18 protein-coding genes are annotated in these 15,037 nt (G+C 42.2%); all 18 read right to left on the bottom strand.

Annotated features, from left to right (window positions below):
- Nucleotides 1–40: 40 nt before the first annotated feature.
- A complete protein-coding gene (locus IGI73_RS03820) occupies nucleotides 41–1,093 on the bottom strand; it encodes a GGDEF domain-containing protein (RefSeq protein WP_428207283.1) in 1,053 nt (350 codons plus the stop codon).
- A gap of 332 nt (nucleotides 1,094–1,425) precedes the next feature.
- A complete protein-coding gene (locus IGI73_RS03815; protein WP_428207284.1) occupies nucleotides 1,426–2,535 on the bottom strand; it encodes a GGDEF domain-containing protein in 1,110 nt (369 codons plus the stop codon).
- A gap of 4 nt (nucleotides 2,536–2,539) precedes the next feature.
- Nucleotides 2,540–3,247 (bottom strand): EAL domain-containing protein, encoded by a 708-nt coding sequence (locus IGI73_RS03810; RefSeq protein WP_311952372.1) that lies wholly within the window; start codon nucleotides 3,245–3,247, stop codon nucleotides 2,540–2,542.
- 375 nt (nucleotides 3,248–3,622) lie between these two features.
- On the bottom strand, nucleotides 3,623–4,030 hold the full coding sequence (locus IGI73_RS03805; protein ID WP_005237322.1) for a NusG domain II-containing protein: 408 nt from the start codon (nucleotides 4,028–4,030) through the stop codon (nucleotides 3,623–3,625).
- A 25-nt stretch (nucleotides 4,031–4,055) separates the two neighbouring features.
- On the bottom strand, nucleotides 4,056–4,451 hold the full coding sequence (locus IGI73_RS03800) for a hypothetical protein (RefSeq protein ID WP_142964261.1): 396 nt from the start codon (nucleotides 4,449–4,451) through the stop codon (nucleotides 4,056–4,058).
- 37 nt (nucleotides 4,452–4,488) lie between these two features.
- The gene (gene rpmF / locus IGI73_RS03795; RefSeq protein ID WP_005225341.1) at nucleotides 4,489–4,659 is read right to left on the bottom strand and encodes a 50S ribosomal protein L32; all 171 of its coding nucleotides are present in this window, start codon (nucleotides 4,657–4,659) and stop codon (nucleotides 4,489–4,491) included.
- 29 nt (nucleotides 4,660–4,688) lie between these two features.
- Nucleotides 4,689–4,823: a putative metal homeostasis protein gene (locus tag IGI73_RS03790; RefSeq protein ID WP_005237325.1), complete on the bottom strand. Its 135-nt coding sequence runs from the start codon at nucleotides 4,821–4,823 to the stop codon at nucleotides 4,689–4,691.
- A 15-nt stretch (nucleotides 4,824–4,838) separates the two neighbouring features.
- A complete protein-coding gene (gene rpsN / locus IGI73_RS03785; protein ID WP_005225340.1) occupies nucleotides 4,839–5,108 on the bottom strand; it encodes a 30S ribosomal protein S14 in 270 nt (89 codons plus the stop codon).
- Nucleotides 5,109–5,124: 16 nt separating this feature from the next.
- Nucleotides 5,125–5,277 carry a 50S ribosomal protein L33 gene (gene rpmG, locus IGI73_RS03780; protein ID WP_005225339.1) on the bottom strand — a complete coding sequence of 51 codons (153 nt, stop codon included), beginning with the start codon at nucleotides 5,275–5,277 and terminating at the stop codon, nucleotides 5,125–5,127.
- Nucleotides 5,278–5,577: 300 nt separating this feature from the next.
- Nucleotides 5,578–7,557, bottom strand: a complete 1,980-nt coding sequence (locus IGI73_RS03775; RefSeq protein WP_428207285.1) for an alpha/beta hydrolase family protein — start codon at nucleotides 7,555–7,557, stop codon at nucleotides 5,578–5,580.
- A gap of 90 nt (nucleotides 7,558–7,647) precedes the next feature.
- Nucleotides 7,648–8,592, bottom strand: coding sequence for a tocopherol cyclase family protein (locus IGI73_RS03770; RefSeq protein WP_142967805.1), 945 nt, complete (start codon nucleotides 8,590–8,592; stop codon nucleotides 7,648–7,650).
- Between the two features lie 118 nt (nucleotides 8,593–8,710).
- Nucleotides 8,711–9,544, bottom strand: a complete 834-nt coding sequence (locus IGI73_RS03765) for a hypothetical protein (RefSeq protein WP_194193191.1) — start codon at nucleotides 9,542–9,544, stop codon at nucleotides 8,711–8,713.
- A gap of 6 nt (nucleotides 9,545–9,550) precedes the next feature.
- On the bottom strand, nucleotides 9,551–9,868 hold the full coding sequence (locus IGI73_RS03760) for a PadR family transcriptional regulator (RefSeq protein WP_008377296.1): 318 nt from the start codon (nucleotides 9,866–9,868) through the stop codon (nucleotides 9,551–9,553).
- Nucleotides 9,869–10,024: 156 nt separating this feature from the next.
- On the bottom strand, nucleotides 10,025–10,729 hold the full coding sequence (locus IGI73_RS03755) for a DeoR/GlpR family DNA-binding transcription regulator (RefSeq protein ID WP_016610590.1): 705 nt from the start codon (nucleotides 10,727–10,729) through the stop codon (nucleotides 10,025–10,027).
- Between the two features lie 67 nt (nucleotides 10,730–10,796).
- A complete protein-coding gene (locus IGI73_RS03750; RefSeq protein ID WP_332283301.1) occupies nucleotides 10,797–11,663 on the bottom strand; it encodes a ketose-bisphosphate aldolase in 867 nt (288 codons plus the stop codon).
- Nucleotides 11,664–11,716: 53 nt separating this feature from the next.
- Nucleotides 11,717–13,120 carry a PTS fructose transporter subunit IIC gene (locus IGI73_RS03745; RefSeq protein ID WP_438759102.1) on the bottom strand — a complete coding sequence of 468 codons (1,404 nt, stop codon included), beginning with the start codon at nucleotides 13,118–13,120 and terminating at the stop codon, nucleotides 11,717–11,719.
- On the bottom strand, nucleotides 13,117–13,599 hold the full coding sequence (locus IGI73_RS03740) for a PTS sugar transporter subunit IIA (RefSeq protein ID WP_428207298.1): 483 nt from the start codon (nucleotides 13,597–13,599) through the stop codon (nucleotides 13,117–13,119). Before IGI73_RS03740 ends, IGI73_RS03745 begins: the two co-directional genes overlap by 4 nt.
- A 320-nt stretch (nucleotides 13,600–13,919) precedes the next feature.
- Complete coding sequence (locus tag IGI73_RS03735; RefSeq protein WP_015509162.1) at nucleotides 13,920–14,957, bottom strand: NADH:flavin oxidoreductase/NADH oxidase; 1,038 nt, start codon at nucleotides 14,955–14,957, stop codon at nucleotides 13,920–13,922.
- Nucleotides 14,958–15,037 lie beyond the last annotated feature (80 nt).

Here is a 15,037-nt window from a genome sequence, read left to right as displayed (position 1 = left end):
TAGTATTTTTGAAAATAAAAAAGAAAAGAAGCCAACCCCGTCAGTAAAGACAGAGTTGGTCGCGACCGCTGCGCTTGGCTCGATACAATGCTTGATCGGCTCGTTCTTGTGTTTGCTGTAGCAACTCGCCCTTTTGCCGTTGTGCGATCCCAATCGACAACGTGATGCTGACCGAATCGCCTGCATCCAAGATGATCTCTTGGTAACGGATGCGCTTTTGGATTTTTTCGAGGAGATAAGCAGCAGCCTGTGCGTCTCCTTGGATCAAGATCGCAAACTCTTCCCCACCGATGCGATAGACCGGGTTGCTCGCCGTACAGTAGGTCGAAAAAATACGAGCGATTTCTTGCAAAATCACATCCCCAGCACGGTGTCCGTAACGGTCATTGTAATTTTTGAAATGATCGATATCGATCAAAGCGATCGATAAGTCCACCTCGGTCGTGTCTAGGCGTTGGCGGTCATCTTGAAATTTACGGAAGTTGTTCAACTGCGTAAGATCATCGATTTTGACCAATGCCAAAATGCGCTGCATATCATTTACTATCGAGTAAAGGAAAAACGCCAACGTATAGGCGAGAATGCCATAAACTATATAAATTAGGGTCGTTTTTTGAATATCACCCGTCAGATAAAAACCAAAAAGAAAGGAGATAGCGATCAAGTAGGTAATTGATAGGAATAACTCTTGTTTGTCAGTAAATCGCCGTTTGGCCCAAGCATGCAGAAATGTCAGTGTCACTATCAAAAAAAACGTAAGATATAAGTTCAACCAAGACGATTTTGATACTTCAAACAAGAAACGCCCTAACGCTAGATTGACCATCGTCGGTACGGTCACCTTCCACCCCAGATATTTCATGGAAAAAGCGTAAAGCAAAAAGCGCAGGTCAAATCGCGTTTCGTATACGACGTAAGAGAAATTCATCATCAGCATCCCCACCACGGTTTCACAAGCAATCGCAGCTGCGATCTGTTTCACTTTGAACGTCCCTTGGCCAACGAATCCGTCACTGATTTTGAATAACAAATAAATATTGATGATAATTGCGCCTAAATTTGCGAGTGTATTGACAACCAGCGTATTTGCCATTTCCTGTGCTTCCTTTCTAAAAAAAAGAACCCTTACTTGCTGATTCGACGGGACAATTCCAGAAACATTTCATTGGAAAAGCGGACAAAGCATCAAGTAAGAATCACTATTTATTATTGACAGTTTTTATCACTCTTGATTTAGAATAATTTACCAGAAATTATACATAGTTTCAATCTTTTTGTTGATATACGAAGATTCTCAAGATAAATAAAAAAAGCAAAATGTATATTTTTTAAATAAATAACATTATTTCTTTATTATTACTAACAATTTGTGCATAAAGATTTAATTCTTTGTGAATTTGTGCAAATCATTTTTTCATTATTTTTTTACGTCTCAGGTAAGGTGCACACCCGATTTCGACCACTTTGTTTTGCGAGATAGAGTGCTTGATTGGCTCTTTCGACGGCTGCCAAGATATCGCCATGACAAACGGTGCTCGCTTCAACGCCGCAAGACAAAGACATCGTCCCTTTTTCAAAATTGGCGACAGGAAACATACTGCTGGAAATAGTTTGACACAGTGTCGTCATCGCAGCTACGGTCTTTTCTTTGACATCCCCTTCGATCACGACACAGAACTCTTCGCCGCCATAACGATAAAAGGAAAAGGTCTCAGCAAAATGCGCCTCTAAAAAAGTAGTCGTCCGTGTGGCAAAGGTTCTCAACAGCTCATTTCCAGCGATATGACCATAACGATCGTTGACCTTTTTGAAGTGATCAAGATCGATCATGGCGATCGTCACAGTCTTTTTCTGTGAAACGGCTTGAAGCAGATCGTGGTTATAGGTCCCATAGTTGAAGCAGCCGGTCAACGCATCGATCTTACTATTCGCCAACTCTGCCAGTACTTGGTACTCTTCGCCTTCAATCAACCGATGCAGCCACATAAAGCCGCCCAACAGCACAAAAGAACCAACAAGTACTGCCAACATCGCTTCCCAGTCATAGGTCGTCGTATGATGGACCAACATCGAAAAACGCGGTGAGAGCAGACAGGTCAAAAAATACATCAAATAAAATTGCTGTTGCGGACGCAGCGGCTTGATTTTTGATAAGAGAAAATCAAGGACAAAGACGCCGACACCTAATAGTGGTAAATAAAAGGCTTTGCCAATGTCAGAAAAACCGACAAACAGTAAATAGAACACGACCATACACGGCGTTATCAAAATCAAGATCTTGCCACGATCACCATAGAAAAAATGACTCGCAATAAAAGCAGTTGTGTATTGATAACAGATAAACCCAACTGAATTCATTGAGAAAGAAAGAATAAAATACAAATGCGTAAACGTCAGAATACCAATAATAAAATACTTAAATGGACGAGAAACCGATATTTTTTGCACACTTCGTACAAAAACATCTGCGGTCACCAGTAAACTGGCAATCATCAGCGGCAAACCAAACGCCAAGAGCACGCCTCGTTCTAACATTCCATCACAATCGCTCTCCTTTAGACCATAAATATCCTTGTTGTAAATGAACCCCCATCTCAAGCAGCTGCGTCATCTTATCGCGGGTCTCGATGCCTTCAACGATCAACTCAAGCTGATACTTTTTGGCGACCTTCAACCAACAGGTCAAGAAACTAAACCCGATCTCCTCATCGAGCTGAATAAACGGCAGTAGTGAAAATTTCAAACAATCCACATTTTCAAGATTGGCAAAGACCAATGACAGGGTATTTTGGCCACAGCCGATGTCATCGACAGCGATCACATAGCCATAGGCTTTGATTTTTGCAAGGGCAGTAGACAAATCAAAAGAATCATGCTGACCTTTTACAGGATGCTCTGTTAATTCGATCTGCAACTGCTCTTTGTGGGCAGTCATCCCCTCAAAAAAGGTCCACGTTGACTGCCACAGCAGCTGTTGTGGATGAATATTGACACTAAAGCGGGTTTTCGGCTTTTTTTGGCACAACCGTCGCAGCTCCTGGGCATACCACTCCATCAACTGCTGGTTGCCACTTTCAGATTGAATCATTGCGCTGAATTCTTGTTGCGGAAAGCGGTTGTTTTTCTCGCTGCGCAGCAAGACCTCATAGCCGTTCACCTCTTGCTGACTTAGCGATTCTACCTGCATGATTGGTTGACATAACAGATAAAAATTGTCTGTGTTTTCCCAAATTGTTTCATTTCCCATCTTCGTTAAGCCCCCATCTAGTAAAGTTATCACTTCCGAAAATTGGTCATATTCGTATCATCGCTCGTTCATAGTCCTTAGAAAAAGAAGCTTCAAAGGAACTGACTTGCCTAAGTATACCAAATAGAGCCGCAGTTCCCCAACTATTTTAGAAGATTGGGCAGAATTTTTTGTGAACGATTGGACAGAGATTGCTATTTCCACCCATAGTTCTCATTTCTTCTGACGGTTGGAATTCTGCGCTTTTCTTGTATCAAAAACGCTGTTTCTGGCTGACTTACACGTTGGTCGATTGGCGTTTTTGACAGCTTCTTCTGCTCATCCTCATAAAAAAGCCAGCTGAACAGGAATTGTTCAGCTGGCTTCCTTTTTCTGTTAATAAATTAAATAGTCAGAGGCACCGGCTTGCTTGATCTCGATCACCAGCTTATGAGGCAGGCAAATGCTCGTCTGCCCATTGCGATAGATCCAGCTGGTTTTGACAGCAATCTGGTCGGGACTATTGTCTTCACGAACTCGGATCGCGCCATCTTTGATCTCGACGATATTGTACTGACCTTCTGCTGGATAGTAGGTTTTTTCCATCGCATCGATTTCTTCTAAGTTAAAACGGTCAACCTCTTCTCCATTGATCCGCACGATTGCATACCGATCGCCGGTATCACTTTGAGCTTGTGCTTCAAATAGAAAAAGCGGTAAAAAAGAGCCGACAACTAACAGAACAAACAGCAGATAATCATAGGGCTTTAAAAGTTTTAAAAATGGCTGGATCGTCTTTTTCATCACATGTACGCCTTTCACGGTTCATTCACTGTTGCTTTTTAGAAGGTAATCGCTCTTCAAAAAAAGCAGTTAGGTCGATGATCTCTTCCTCTGTGAAGGTTTCTTGCTCCCATTGGGCAAGGATTTGTTCTTGCAAAGTCAAATCCATTTCCCAAAAATGCTCGATCTTCTTGAAATGCTTTGAGTCAAAGGAACGAAACACGGGGTAGATCATCAAAAATTCTTCAAAGGTAAGATCCCAGTCCTCAGTATAATCTTTAACGACCCCTTCTGACAAGGCTTTTTCCGTCGGATCGCCGTTTTCTTTGATCAAGCCCGCTTCGTAAAAATGGCGATAGATTGCCTCTTTGGTGATCTCTGGATGAAATTTTTTACTGTGACGATAGGCTTCTTCAATCAATGACGGATAGATGATCTCCATTTTCCCCCTGCTTTCTGGACGGCGTCATATGACGCCGTTAATTCTTTTCGATCGGGTGCTGCGCTTTATATTCTGCTAAAGATACATGGTGGCTGCGCTTGAAGGTTCCTGTTGTCCCATCAAACGAAATCGCTGGTGCTTTGACGCCATAGTGGGTCCGGCGCTTATTCTTTTTTGCTTTGGATGTTTTTCTTGCAGGTACTGCCATGTCATTTCCAACTTTCTTTCACTTTCTCATTATGCACGCAGCTGCAATGCATTTTTTCGTTTATTTCGCTTAAATTCATGAATGATCTTTAATGCGCGTTTCCTTGTTTTGATGTTCGGGCTCTTTAAACGTCGATACGCACTAGACAAGTCCGTTTTTTCCATATTGACTCCTTTCTGTTACCAGCTTGCTTTTGTAACGCCGGGAATTTCTCCGAGATGTGCATGCTTACGGAAATTGATCCGTGACATGCCGAATTTATTCATGTAGCCGCGTGGACGACCATCGATCATATCCCGTTTCTTCAAACGCGTCGGATTCGAATCCTTCGGTAGTTTGGCCAATGCTTGGGTATCTCCTTGTGCTTTTAGTTCTTGACGTACTGCTCGGTATTGTTCGATCAGTTGTACTTGTTTGTTGTATTTTGCAATTTTTGATTTTTTTGCCATTCAGTTATTTTCCTTCCTATTTCTTGATTTCACGAAAAATCGCTCTGCGCCGCAACTTTGGTGAATATTTTTTTAATTCTAAACGTTCCGGCGTATTGCGCTGGTTCTTATTGGTCAAATAAAGTCTTTCCCCTGTCTCCACACATGCCAAAATAATATTGTTTCTCATAATAACCAGCTCCTTTCTCTTGCGTCACACCAAAAGAACACTCAAAGTGTAACGATTACGTTTTGTATCATATCACACTAAAACACAGGAAGCAAGCAAAACTATTTCTTCTTTTTGTTATTTAACACGTGAAGAAAACGTCATATGAATTTGTTTTCAACCGTCGCTGTCATTGGCGGCAAGATATCAGGAACCTATAGCTTTTGATCGCGCAAAAAAATCACCTGATCTTTAAGAAATCACTGGTTGGGCTTTTCAAGCAGCCCAAGTCGTGATTCTTTGTCAGGTGATTTCATTCGGTTAATTTACTGATTGGTTCTCATGTGACGCAAGCCATTCACTAATCGCCTGCAAGCGTTCTATCCGCAAGTTCGGCAAGCCATTGCGCGACAAACCATGAGAGGATTGAGGAAACAGCATCAGCTTCGTATCGACGCCTTGACGTTGCAATGCCATGTAAAACTGCTGTCCTTGTTCTTGCGGACATCGCAAATCATTTTCCCCATGGAGGACTAGCGTGGGTGTCTTGACTTGGCTGGCATAGGCCAAAGGCGACATCTTCCAAAGTCCTTCGGTCTCATCAAGTTCCCGCAACAATTGGAATTTGACAAAGGCAGGTCCAATGTCACTCGTCCCATAAAAGCTGATCCAATTTGAGATTGAGCGTTGCGTAACGGCCGCACAAAAACGATCGGTATGGCCAACGATCCAGTTGGTCATAAAGCCACCATAACTGCCGCCAGCCACATGGATGGTGTTCGTATCGATTTCTGGATGGTTTGCCACCACGGCATCCATCCCTAACAGCAAGTCTTGATAATCTTTATTGCCATAATCACCTAAAATCGATTTGACAAATGTTTGACCGTATCCTTGCCCGCCACGAGGGTTCAACAAGATGACCCCATAGCCATTAGCGGCATGGACTTGCATCTCATGGAAAAATGTTTCCCCATAACAGACCTGCGGACCGCCATGAATGTACAAAATCGCTGGATGATTCTCCTTTGTTTCGGTCGGAGGCAAATACCAGCCTTGAATTTGCCAGCCATCTGCTCCTTCGTACCAAAACGCTTCAGGTTTACTGATCGTTAATTGTGACATAACTGCTTGGTTAGGATCATAGAGATCGGTTACTTCGCCACTTGTTAAGTCAATCAACGCTAAGCGACTAGGGATCGTTGGCGTCGCATAAGCAACAGCAAGTTTGGCTTCTGAATAGATCGCCGCATCGAGGATATCCATTTTTTCATCAAGTAGTTTGGTCCATTCTCCTTGGGTCGTGGCACGGTACAATTGTAGCTTGCCATGTTCTGTTACGGGTACAAGGAATGTGTCATCCGTCAACCAGGTGATAGCTACGCCACGATTTTTTTGTTGAAAATCACTGATGATCGCATTGCCAAAGGCAACATCTAACTCCTTGGAAAGATTTTTGACTGCTTTCGTTTTTAAGTCGATCAAAAACAAATCATCCAAGGTCACAAATCCGTAAGAGAGATCATTGCCTAATAGTAACAGCTGATCATTGCGCGCAGCAGCAAAAGTGTAGGTTCCTTCTGGCAGGATGTTTTCTAAACTTTCTGTCTTTTTCGTCTGGCTATCAAGGAGACAAACCTTCGAGCCATAGTCCCATTCATCTTCTTCCTCTTTGTCAAAGGTGAGGAACAACGTCTTCTGATCATCCGCGATGCCAGAAAAAACAAAGGGAGAATCATTCTCAAAAATCAGTTCCGTTTCTTGTGTCGCGATCGTTTTTTTGACGATCGAATGTTTTTTTTCTTTTAAAAATCCGACGCCATCCGCCAAATAATTGACTTTCGTAGTAGCTTTTACTTCTGGAAATTCCTTTTGCTTGTCCGTCTTTTCTGTGTCGTCTTGATTCTCTGAGACCGGCTCTTCTTGTGCCAGCTTATAATAGACCGCCGTTGCGTCTTGCTTCCAAAAATAGTCCCCCAGACCCTTCTCAGTGACAAGTGCTTGGAGCTTGCCTCCGGACACTGGCATCGTCCATAACGTACTTTCACCTTTCTTTGGATCGGTCGTCACAAAACTGAGCCATTGCTCATCTGGCGAGACCTTTAGGTTGTTGTGGGTCGTCGCTTCGGTGCCCCACTCACGCCGTTCGTTGGTCTTTGAGTCAATACTATAAATCGCTGAATCATACGTATTAGTCTCTTGGTTGACTGCCGTTTCCAAGTAAAAAACCTGATTTTGCCCCACTGCAGGCTGCGCAATCGTTTTCAGTTCAAACAGTGTCTCATTCGTTATTTTTTCCATCCGTTTCCCTCCAAAGATACGTGTTTTCGCAGTAACTATCTACTAGTATATCAAAAGAAACGAATTTTTCTGCTTTTTTCCCGCCTTTTTTTAATAGTGAAATCCTCGCAGATTCGCTACTTCTTCAAAACCAGCTGACGTCCCTGTCTGCCGCAAGATCTCCTGCCCATTTTCTAAAAGGGTCAAGGCAATTTCCGTACTGGCGCTTTCGCGAATGATCCGATTCATTTGCCCAATAGAAGGTGCTAACAACGAATGGCCTTCTTTCGTCAACACTTCGATCGTCAGCAGCCACTGTTTTTGTTTGAGCTGGATCACTAAACGGTCTTCCGTACGTTTGACATCATGAATCTTTGCACCATGATAAGTAGCAAAACGATATTCTTGGCTTCCGACTTGCAGAACACAAATCGTTCCCAAAAAAGCAAAACCAGCAAAGGGAATGTCGGCTGCGGAGAAAAAGAACCGAACATCTGGCGCATCAAAGCTATTGCACTGAACCCAAATATAAGCTGCTGGAAAGGAGGTACCCCAGTCTTTTTCCAAATAACCGATCCCGTTCGTAAAATCGATTGGTTCTTCGTTCCAGTACAGCGTACCTTCTAAGGTATGACTCATGCTCAAGACACCGTGGTAGCACTCCATAAATGACAGATACGAAAAAGGCCCCATGATACTCGGCGCATAACGTGTCCGCTGAATCGGTTTGTGGTCGTTATATTTTACTGCTCCTTGTACTTGGAGATCGTTATTTTTTAAAGAGACTTGAATGCCTGCTTCACTAAAGATATTGTCACCAATCGTTACTTTTCGCTCCTCTTCTGAAACCTGAAAATCAGTTTCTGGAAAGGAGAAGTAATGCGCGCCCTCATGATTGATCACTTGAATGAACACTTCTTTGGTACCGTCTTCTTGAATCGAAAGACCAGGAATAAAAGCATAGACTTCTTCACCAATTTGGTGCTTATGGTACCAGCCTTCAAAAAAAGCGGTCTGCTTATTGTGGCCGTGAAAGAACCGATCTGTTGTCAACATCTTGATTTCCCTCCGTTTCTTTTTTAAGTGTAGCATGAAGCAGAAAGATTCCTCAGGATAATGCTTTTGTCCATGTAAAAAAGCCAGAAACAAGCAACACACTTGTTTCTGGCTTTGCTTATTGCTTTTTCATCACTCGACGGGTCCACCAGAGAAAAATAAGAAACCCTACAACGAGCAGTGTCAAAAGTCCGCCGGTCATCCACGATGGATCCCCAATGTGATAAAATGCCATGGCTTTTTGCAGGCAACCAAGCAACACAAATACCCCCAGTAGAAAAACGATCGGATAAAAAGCTTTTTCTTTGCGTGATACAACAAAAACGATCGCCGCTACCAGCAAACTGCCAACCAATACTACATCAAAAGGAAATGCGATCGTCAGGAGCCACCAGTTTGGGGTCAGCAGATTGATCAACAGTGAAAGACCAATCCAGCCACTCACAACGAGCCAAAGGGAGCCGAAACGAATCACCTTGCTTGTGCCCTTCTTTTGATAGATGGTTTTGCTGATGATCGCAAAAATCCCGATGACCGCTACCACAGTTACCAATCCTGTTAAAAGATAATCCAGCAGGTTAAGAACCAGTGGTCCTTGATTTGTAAAATCAGCTATAAACTTGATCCCCCAACTGATACCAACCGCTAGATATGCCAATTTGAGACGCTCTTTGAGATTGCTCTTTGGCGTGTTTGCCAACAGTTCATCTGCCACCCCTTTCGGATCATTGCCAAAATAGTGTTGCGCCTCTTCTCCATGAGTTTGTGCTTCTAATAAATCCATTGCAATCGCGTATACCTGCTCTGTTACTTTATGCTCATCGTAAAAAAGGCTGGAAAGTAAGAGGTAACTTCGAAAATCATCAAAAAATTGGCGATTTTTCTCATTGAATTGTTGCTCGATCAGATTGGTTTGCTCTCGCCAATAGGTCGTCTCTTGTTTATCTGCCATGTTTCCTCACTCCTTAAATAATCCTTCGACTTTCTTCATTAGGTTCGTCCATTGTTCTCTAAATTGTGCCAAATAGTCTATGCCTTTTGGGGTGATCGAGAAATACTTGCGATCAGGTCCTTCAGGTGATTTTTTCATCTCAGAGGTAATAAGTTCTTGTTTTTCCAACTTCTGCAGCAAAGGATAGATCGTGCCGCCAACGATCGTTTCAAAGCCTCTTTGCTTCAGTTCCTGTACCAGTTCATAACCATAAATCTCTTTTTGAGCAATCACTTGCAAAACACACCCTTCCAAAACCCCTTTTAGCAATTGCGTCTCTTTCACGATTTCCCTCCTTTGGTTCCCTTTATCTAGTTTGTTATACAAACTAGTGTTGTACCTAGTATACGTGTTTGTCACTAGTTTGTAAAGCATACTAGTAGTGAAAATAAAAACGGCCTTTTAAATAAGACCGTTTTTGACAAACTCGATGCTTTTTTTCTAGATGACAATATCGATATCCTCGGGTAAGAGGCTCTTGTAAAAATATACTTTATTCCGCTTTGATTCTAAAACCATTAGAATAATTTTTTCGGTGCAGTCTTTCAATACCTGTTTAAATACTGCTTCCCCTTCAGTATTCTCAGTGGCTCCTTTTTCTTCATCGTATCCCCTACAAGAGAGAAGCGCAAGATCAAAATGATAGGTCCTGAGCTGGTTGACTGCTGTAACTGAATTAACGGTAAACTTTTTGTTCGTTACCGTCCCGCCAACGATTGTCACCTCAGCAGCAGTATGTTCCGATAGTAGTGCGGCAGTTAGCACACTATTGGTTACCACTCGTAACCCATGAATTTTTTTCAGGTAAGGGATCAGGTGCAAAGCTGTGCTAGAACTGTCTACGAAAATGGTCATATCGTCCTCAATATACGTCACTGCACGTTCTGCAATTCTACGTTTTTCTTCATCATTGACATAATTCCCCACTTTTGTCAGATAAGCCGCATCGACCTTCTCTGAATCGATCAGCATAGCACCACCTCGGGTACGTCTGATTTGTTCTTCGTTTTCCAGTTCAATCAGATCGCGTTTGACCGTAGCATCACTATAATGTAAGAATTCAACTAATTCCCCCAGAGAAGCAAATTTCGTTTCATTTAAATACATCATGATTTTCTGCTTACGCTCATCTTTTGCTTTCCCCATACATAAACTCCTTTTAAAAAAGAAATTCCCACCAATTTAATCCTGTGCCAATCAATCATTTCCTATATTATCTCTGATAAAAACTTGCTTTGTCAACCGTATTCAGCAGTGTCAATTTATGGCGTACAACAGTTTTCACATCTTCTATTGGTTGTACATATACTTGATTTGGTTCATACATAGCAGGGGTTTCCGTCAATACTTTTCTGACTGAATCAAAAAATACGGATTTCAAATCAGAACTAAGATTTACTTTGCATACGCCATATTTTACAGACTCTCGCACTTCATGATCTGGGTTTCCTGACCCACCATGCAATACAAATGGTAAAGCAATACGATCGTTCAACTTTTTCAACAAATCGATGTTCAGTTTAGGGGTGATATTTTTTGGATACAACCCATGAGCCGTTCCGATCGCAATGGCAAGGGTGTCAATGCCGGTAGCGCGTACAAAGTCTTCGGCTTGGTCGACATCTGTGTAAATAATTTCTGCAGCTCCCCCTTCTGCGGAGCCGTTGTTCCCAATCGTACCAATTTCTGCTTCAACGCTGACACCAACCGTATGTGCCAGTTCAACAACTTCTTTCGTGATTTTTTTATTTTCTTCGTAATCGGCTAATGATGCATCGATCATCACCGAGGTATAGCCATTACGGATCGCACGCATGACATCGTAGATTGATCCCCCGTGATCCAAATGAATAACGACTGGTACCTTACTTTTTAATGCGTACTCCCGCACTGTCGCTATGAAAAAATCTCCTAAGTATTCGATCTCATCAGGATGAATTTCTAAAATGACTGGTGCATCCTGTGCCTCAACTTCTTCCATGATTGCTTTTAACATATCAAAACTGCAAATATTAAATGCTGGAACAGCAAATTTATGTTCTTTTGCTACAGCAAGTAATTCTTTCATTGTCATTAACATTGTGACATTCCTCTTTTCTTTTGATTCGTTTCGCTTCAACCTTTAAATAGTTTCTAAATCAGTTTTCCTTCATCGGTTGGTTGGCGTTCCATTTCAGTTCTAGATTTTTTCAGAAATCCTAACATCAATGCTGTAACCACCGTTCCAGAAACGATTGCCACGACATACATCAACGGATTGTTCAATACATTGGGAATCGGTAAGATCCAGATACCCCCATGTGGAGCTAATGAAGTTACGCCGGCGCCCATTGATATTGCAGCAGCGGTTGCTGAACCTGCCATCAAACTAGGTATTACTCGTAATGGGTCAGCGACAGCGAATGGAATCGCTCCTTCAGTAATATAAGATAATCCCAAAACCCAGCAAGACTGAGCGGAAGTTCGTTCTTCTTGAGTAAATTTTTGCTTAAACAAGATAGAAGCTAAGGCAATGCCTAGAGGCGGTGTCATCCCGGCAGCCATACAAGCCGCAATTGGTGCATTAACTCCTGCCGACATCAATCCAATACTAAAGGTTGAAATCGATTTATTGATGGGACCGCCCATATCAGCTGCCATCATAATGCCTATCATTAAGCCAAATACCACACCACTCGTAGAACCAAGTCCATTAAGCCAATTCGTCAAAGCATCCAATACATAAGAGATTGGTTTATCAATGAAATAAAACATGGCAAAGCCAGTCACAGCAACTGAGATCAAAGGAACAATAATCAACTGATAGAGTGCGGCAAATGATTTTGCTACTGTTACTTTATTCGCTAAATAATCCGTAGCATACCCAGCGAGTAAACCACCAACCATCCCACCTAAAAAACCAGATCCTCCACTTGCCGCCATCGTTCCCGCAACCAAACCAGCGGCAAAGCCCGGTCTACCTGCAACGGAAGTGGCAATTCCTGCTGCAAGTGCAGGAACCATCAATGCAAAAGCCGTATTCCCACCAATCGTGCTTAAAACTTCGGCAATTTGATTGTATGAAGGATCGCTAGGATCAGCTGCATTGATCCCAAAAGCAAAACTAAACGCAATTAAAATTCCACCGGCAATAACCAAAGGCAACATGTAATTAACGCCATTCATGAAATGATTATAAATGCCAGCTTTCTTTCCAGATTCGTTTGAAGCATGCTCGGCTTGGGCAATCGTGGTCACTTCTACCCCATCTATTGCCTCTTGAATTACTTTTTCTGGTTCTCTGATTGCTCTTGCGGTTGACACTCTTTTAACTTTTTTTCCAGCAAATCGGTCGGTCTGTACTTCTTTGTCAACCGCTAAAATGACAACCTCTGCCTGTTGAATTTCTTCTGTACTCAAAATGTTTTCGACTTTTACACCTTGTGTCTCGATTTTGATTGTATATCCCAATGATTTTGCCGTTTTTTTCAGTTTTTCAGCAGCCATATACGTATGCGCAATTCCAGTCGGACAAGCAGAAATACCGACAATTTTCATACATGTTCCCTCTTTTCTGATTGATTTGATTGAATATTGTTAATAATATCTGAGGCGTCTTCTGCCTTTTTTACTGCATTTCGAAATCCTTCGTGCATCAACAATCGTGCGAGATTGCTTAAGATGATTAAATGATCGTCAGTACTCTTTTCAGGTACTGCGATGACAAAAGAATAGGTGACTGCCGTTCCGTCAATTGCTTGATAATCAGTAATTGGACTCGACTTTACGAAGGCGATTGCGGGTCTTAGCACTGCCTTACTTTTTGCATGAGGAATACCAAAATGATCCTCAATCCCAGTAGAGGTTTGTTTCTCGCGACGAAATAAATCGTTTTTGTACTTCTTTATATTACTGATAACTCCTGAGGACTCGAATAAAACAGATGCTTGAGTAAACAATTCTTCTTTTGTCCGAATTTGTTCATCAAATAAAATGAATCGTTCATCAATCAGTTGACCGATATCCAATTTCAACACCTCCATTTTTTGTAATCGTTTTCGAAAACTTGCCTAAACTATACCATCGTGAACTAAACAGTTCAATGCTATGAGCTATTTAATGCAAATAGACGAAAAAAAGTGGGATAAGTTCATAAAAATGATCTATAAAAGTCAAAAAAAAGAACAAAGAACGACAAATCATCGTCCATTGCTCTCTTATTTCGATTAATACCTAACCTATACTAAAAAATTTTTTAAAAGAAGAACCGTAAGTAAATCTCTACTTTTCTTCCATTTCCGATATCTACACTTATAAGTCATTCTTTCGAATCAACGCTCATGTAATAAAACATGAATCAACGCTTCACCCCGCGTTGATAGGAATCATTGTACGCTTGAAAGGACTTATCGTGAAGTTTCGCCGCTGCATCTGCCAACCAGTTGACATTTCTGATCAATGCGCGGCCTTGTAAAACCAAATCCACTTGATTGGTTTGCAAAAGATATTCGCAAAGATCAGGATTATCCAATAAACCGACTGCTGCTACGGGAATATCGACCACTTGCTTGATAGCTGCAGCAAAGGGCACTTGGTAGCCATCATAGATCGGAATATTAGGCTTTTTATCCACCACACCGCCTGTGGAACAGTCAAGACAATCAATGCCATCTGCTTGAAGCCATTGGGCCACTTGCTGCCAATCTTCCAACGAATTTTGGCGTCCTGGTTCTTCATAGTCTGTCAGTGACAAGCGCATCCACAAGGACCCAGAAAAGACTGCTCGAACTGCTTGTACCGTTTCTTTTACAAAGCGATACCGATTCTCTAAGGAACCACCATACAGGTCGGTTCGTTGATTGACGAGAGGCGAAAGAAATTGATCCATCAAGTAGCCATGAGCCCCATGAAGTTCGATCATCGTGACACCCGCTTTGGCTGCTCGTTGGGCAGCCTGAACAAAACTATCTTGCACCCGTTTGATTTCCGACAGGGTCATTTCTGACGGTAACGGGTAGCGTTCGTTAAAGGCAACGGTACTTGGTGCCAAAGGATTGGTGGCATCAACTGCTTTTCGTCCTGCATGGCTTAGTTGGATGCCTACTTGCGCATCGAACCCATGCAGCAGTTCCACCAATTTCGTCAGCTCTGTTTGCTGCTCTTCATTCCATAACCCTAGATCATTGTTTGTGATTCGTCCGTCTGGTTCAACGGCAGTCGCTTCAATAATGATCAAGCCGACTTTGCTTAATGCTCGTGCCCCGTAGTGAACAAAATGAAAGGGTTCCGCAACACCGTCTTCTTTTTTTACTTCATACATACACATCGGCGACATAACGACGCGGTTGGCCAATGCTAAATTCGCTAGCTTCACTGGTGACAATAATTTGGACATGCTGACACTCCCTCAACGATTCTTCGCTTTGTATTTTTCTCTATATTCAGTATAAACAGCCCCTTCAAAAACACAAGCAA

Source organism: Enterococcus sp. DIV0755f, from assembly GCF_051713725.1.
Classification (GTDB): Bacteria; Bacillota; Bacilli; order Lactobacillales; family Enterococcaceae; genus Enterococcus_D; species Enterococcus_D casseliflavus.
The sequence above is the reverse complement of the archived record's forward strand: the minus strand, read 5'-3'. Positions and strand labels throughout refer to the sequence as shown.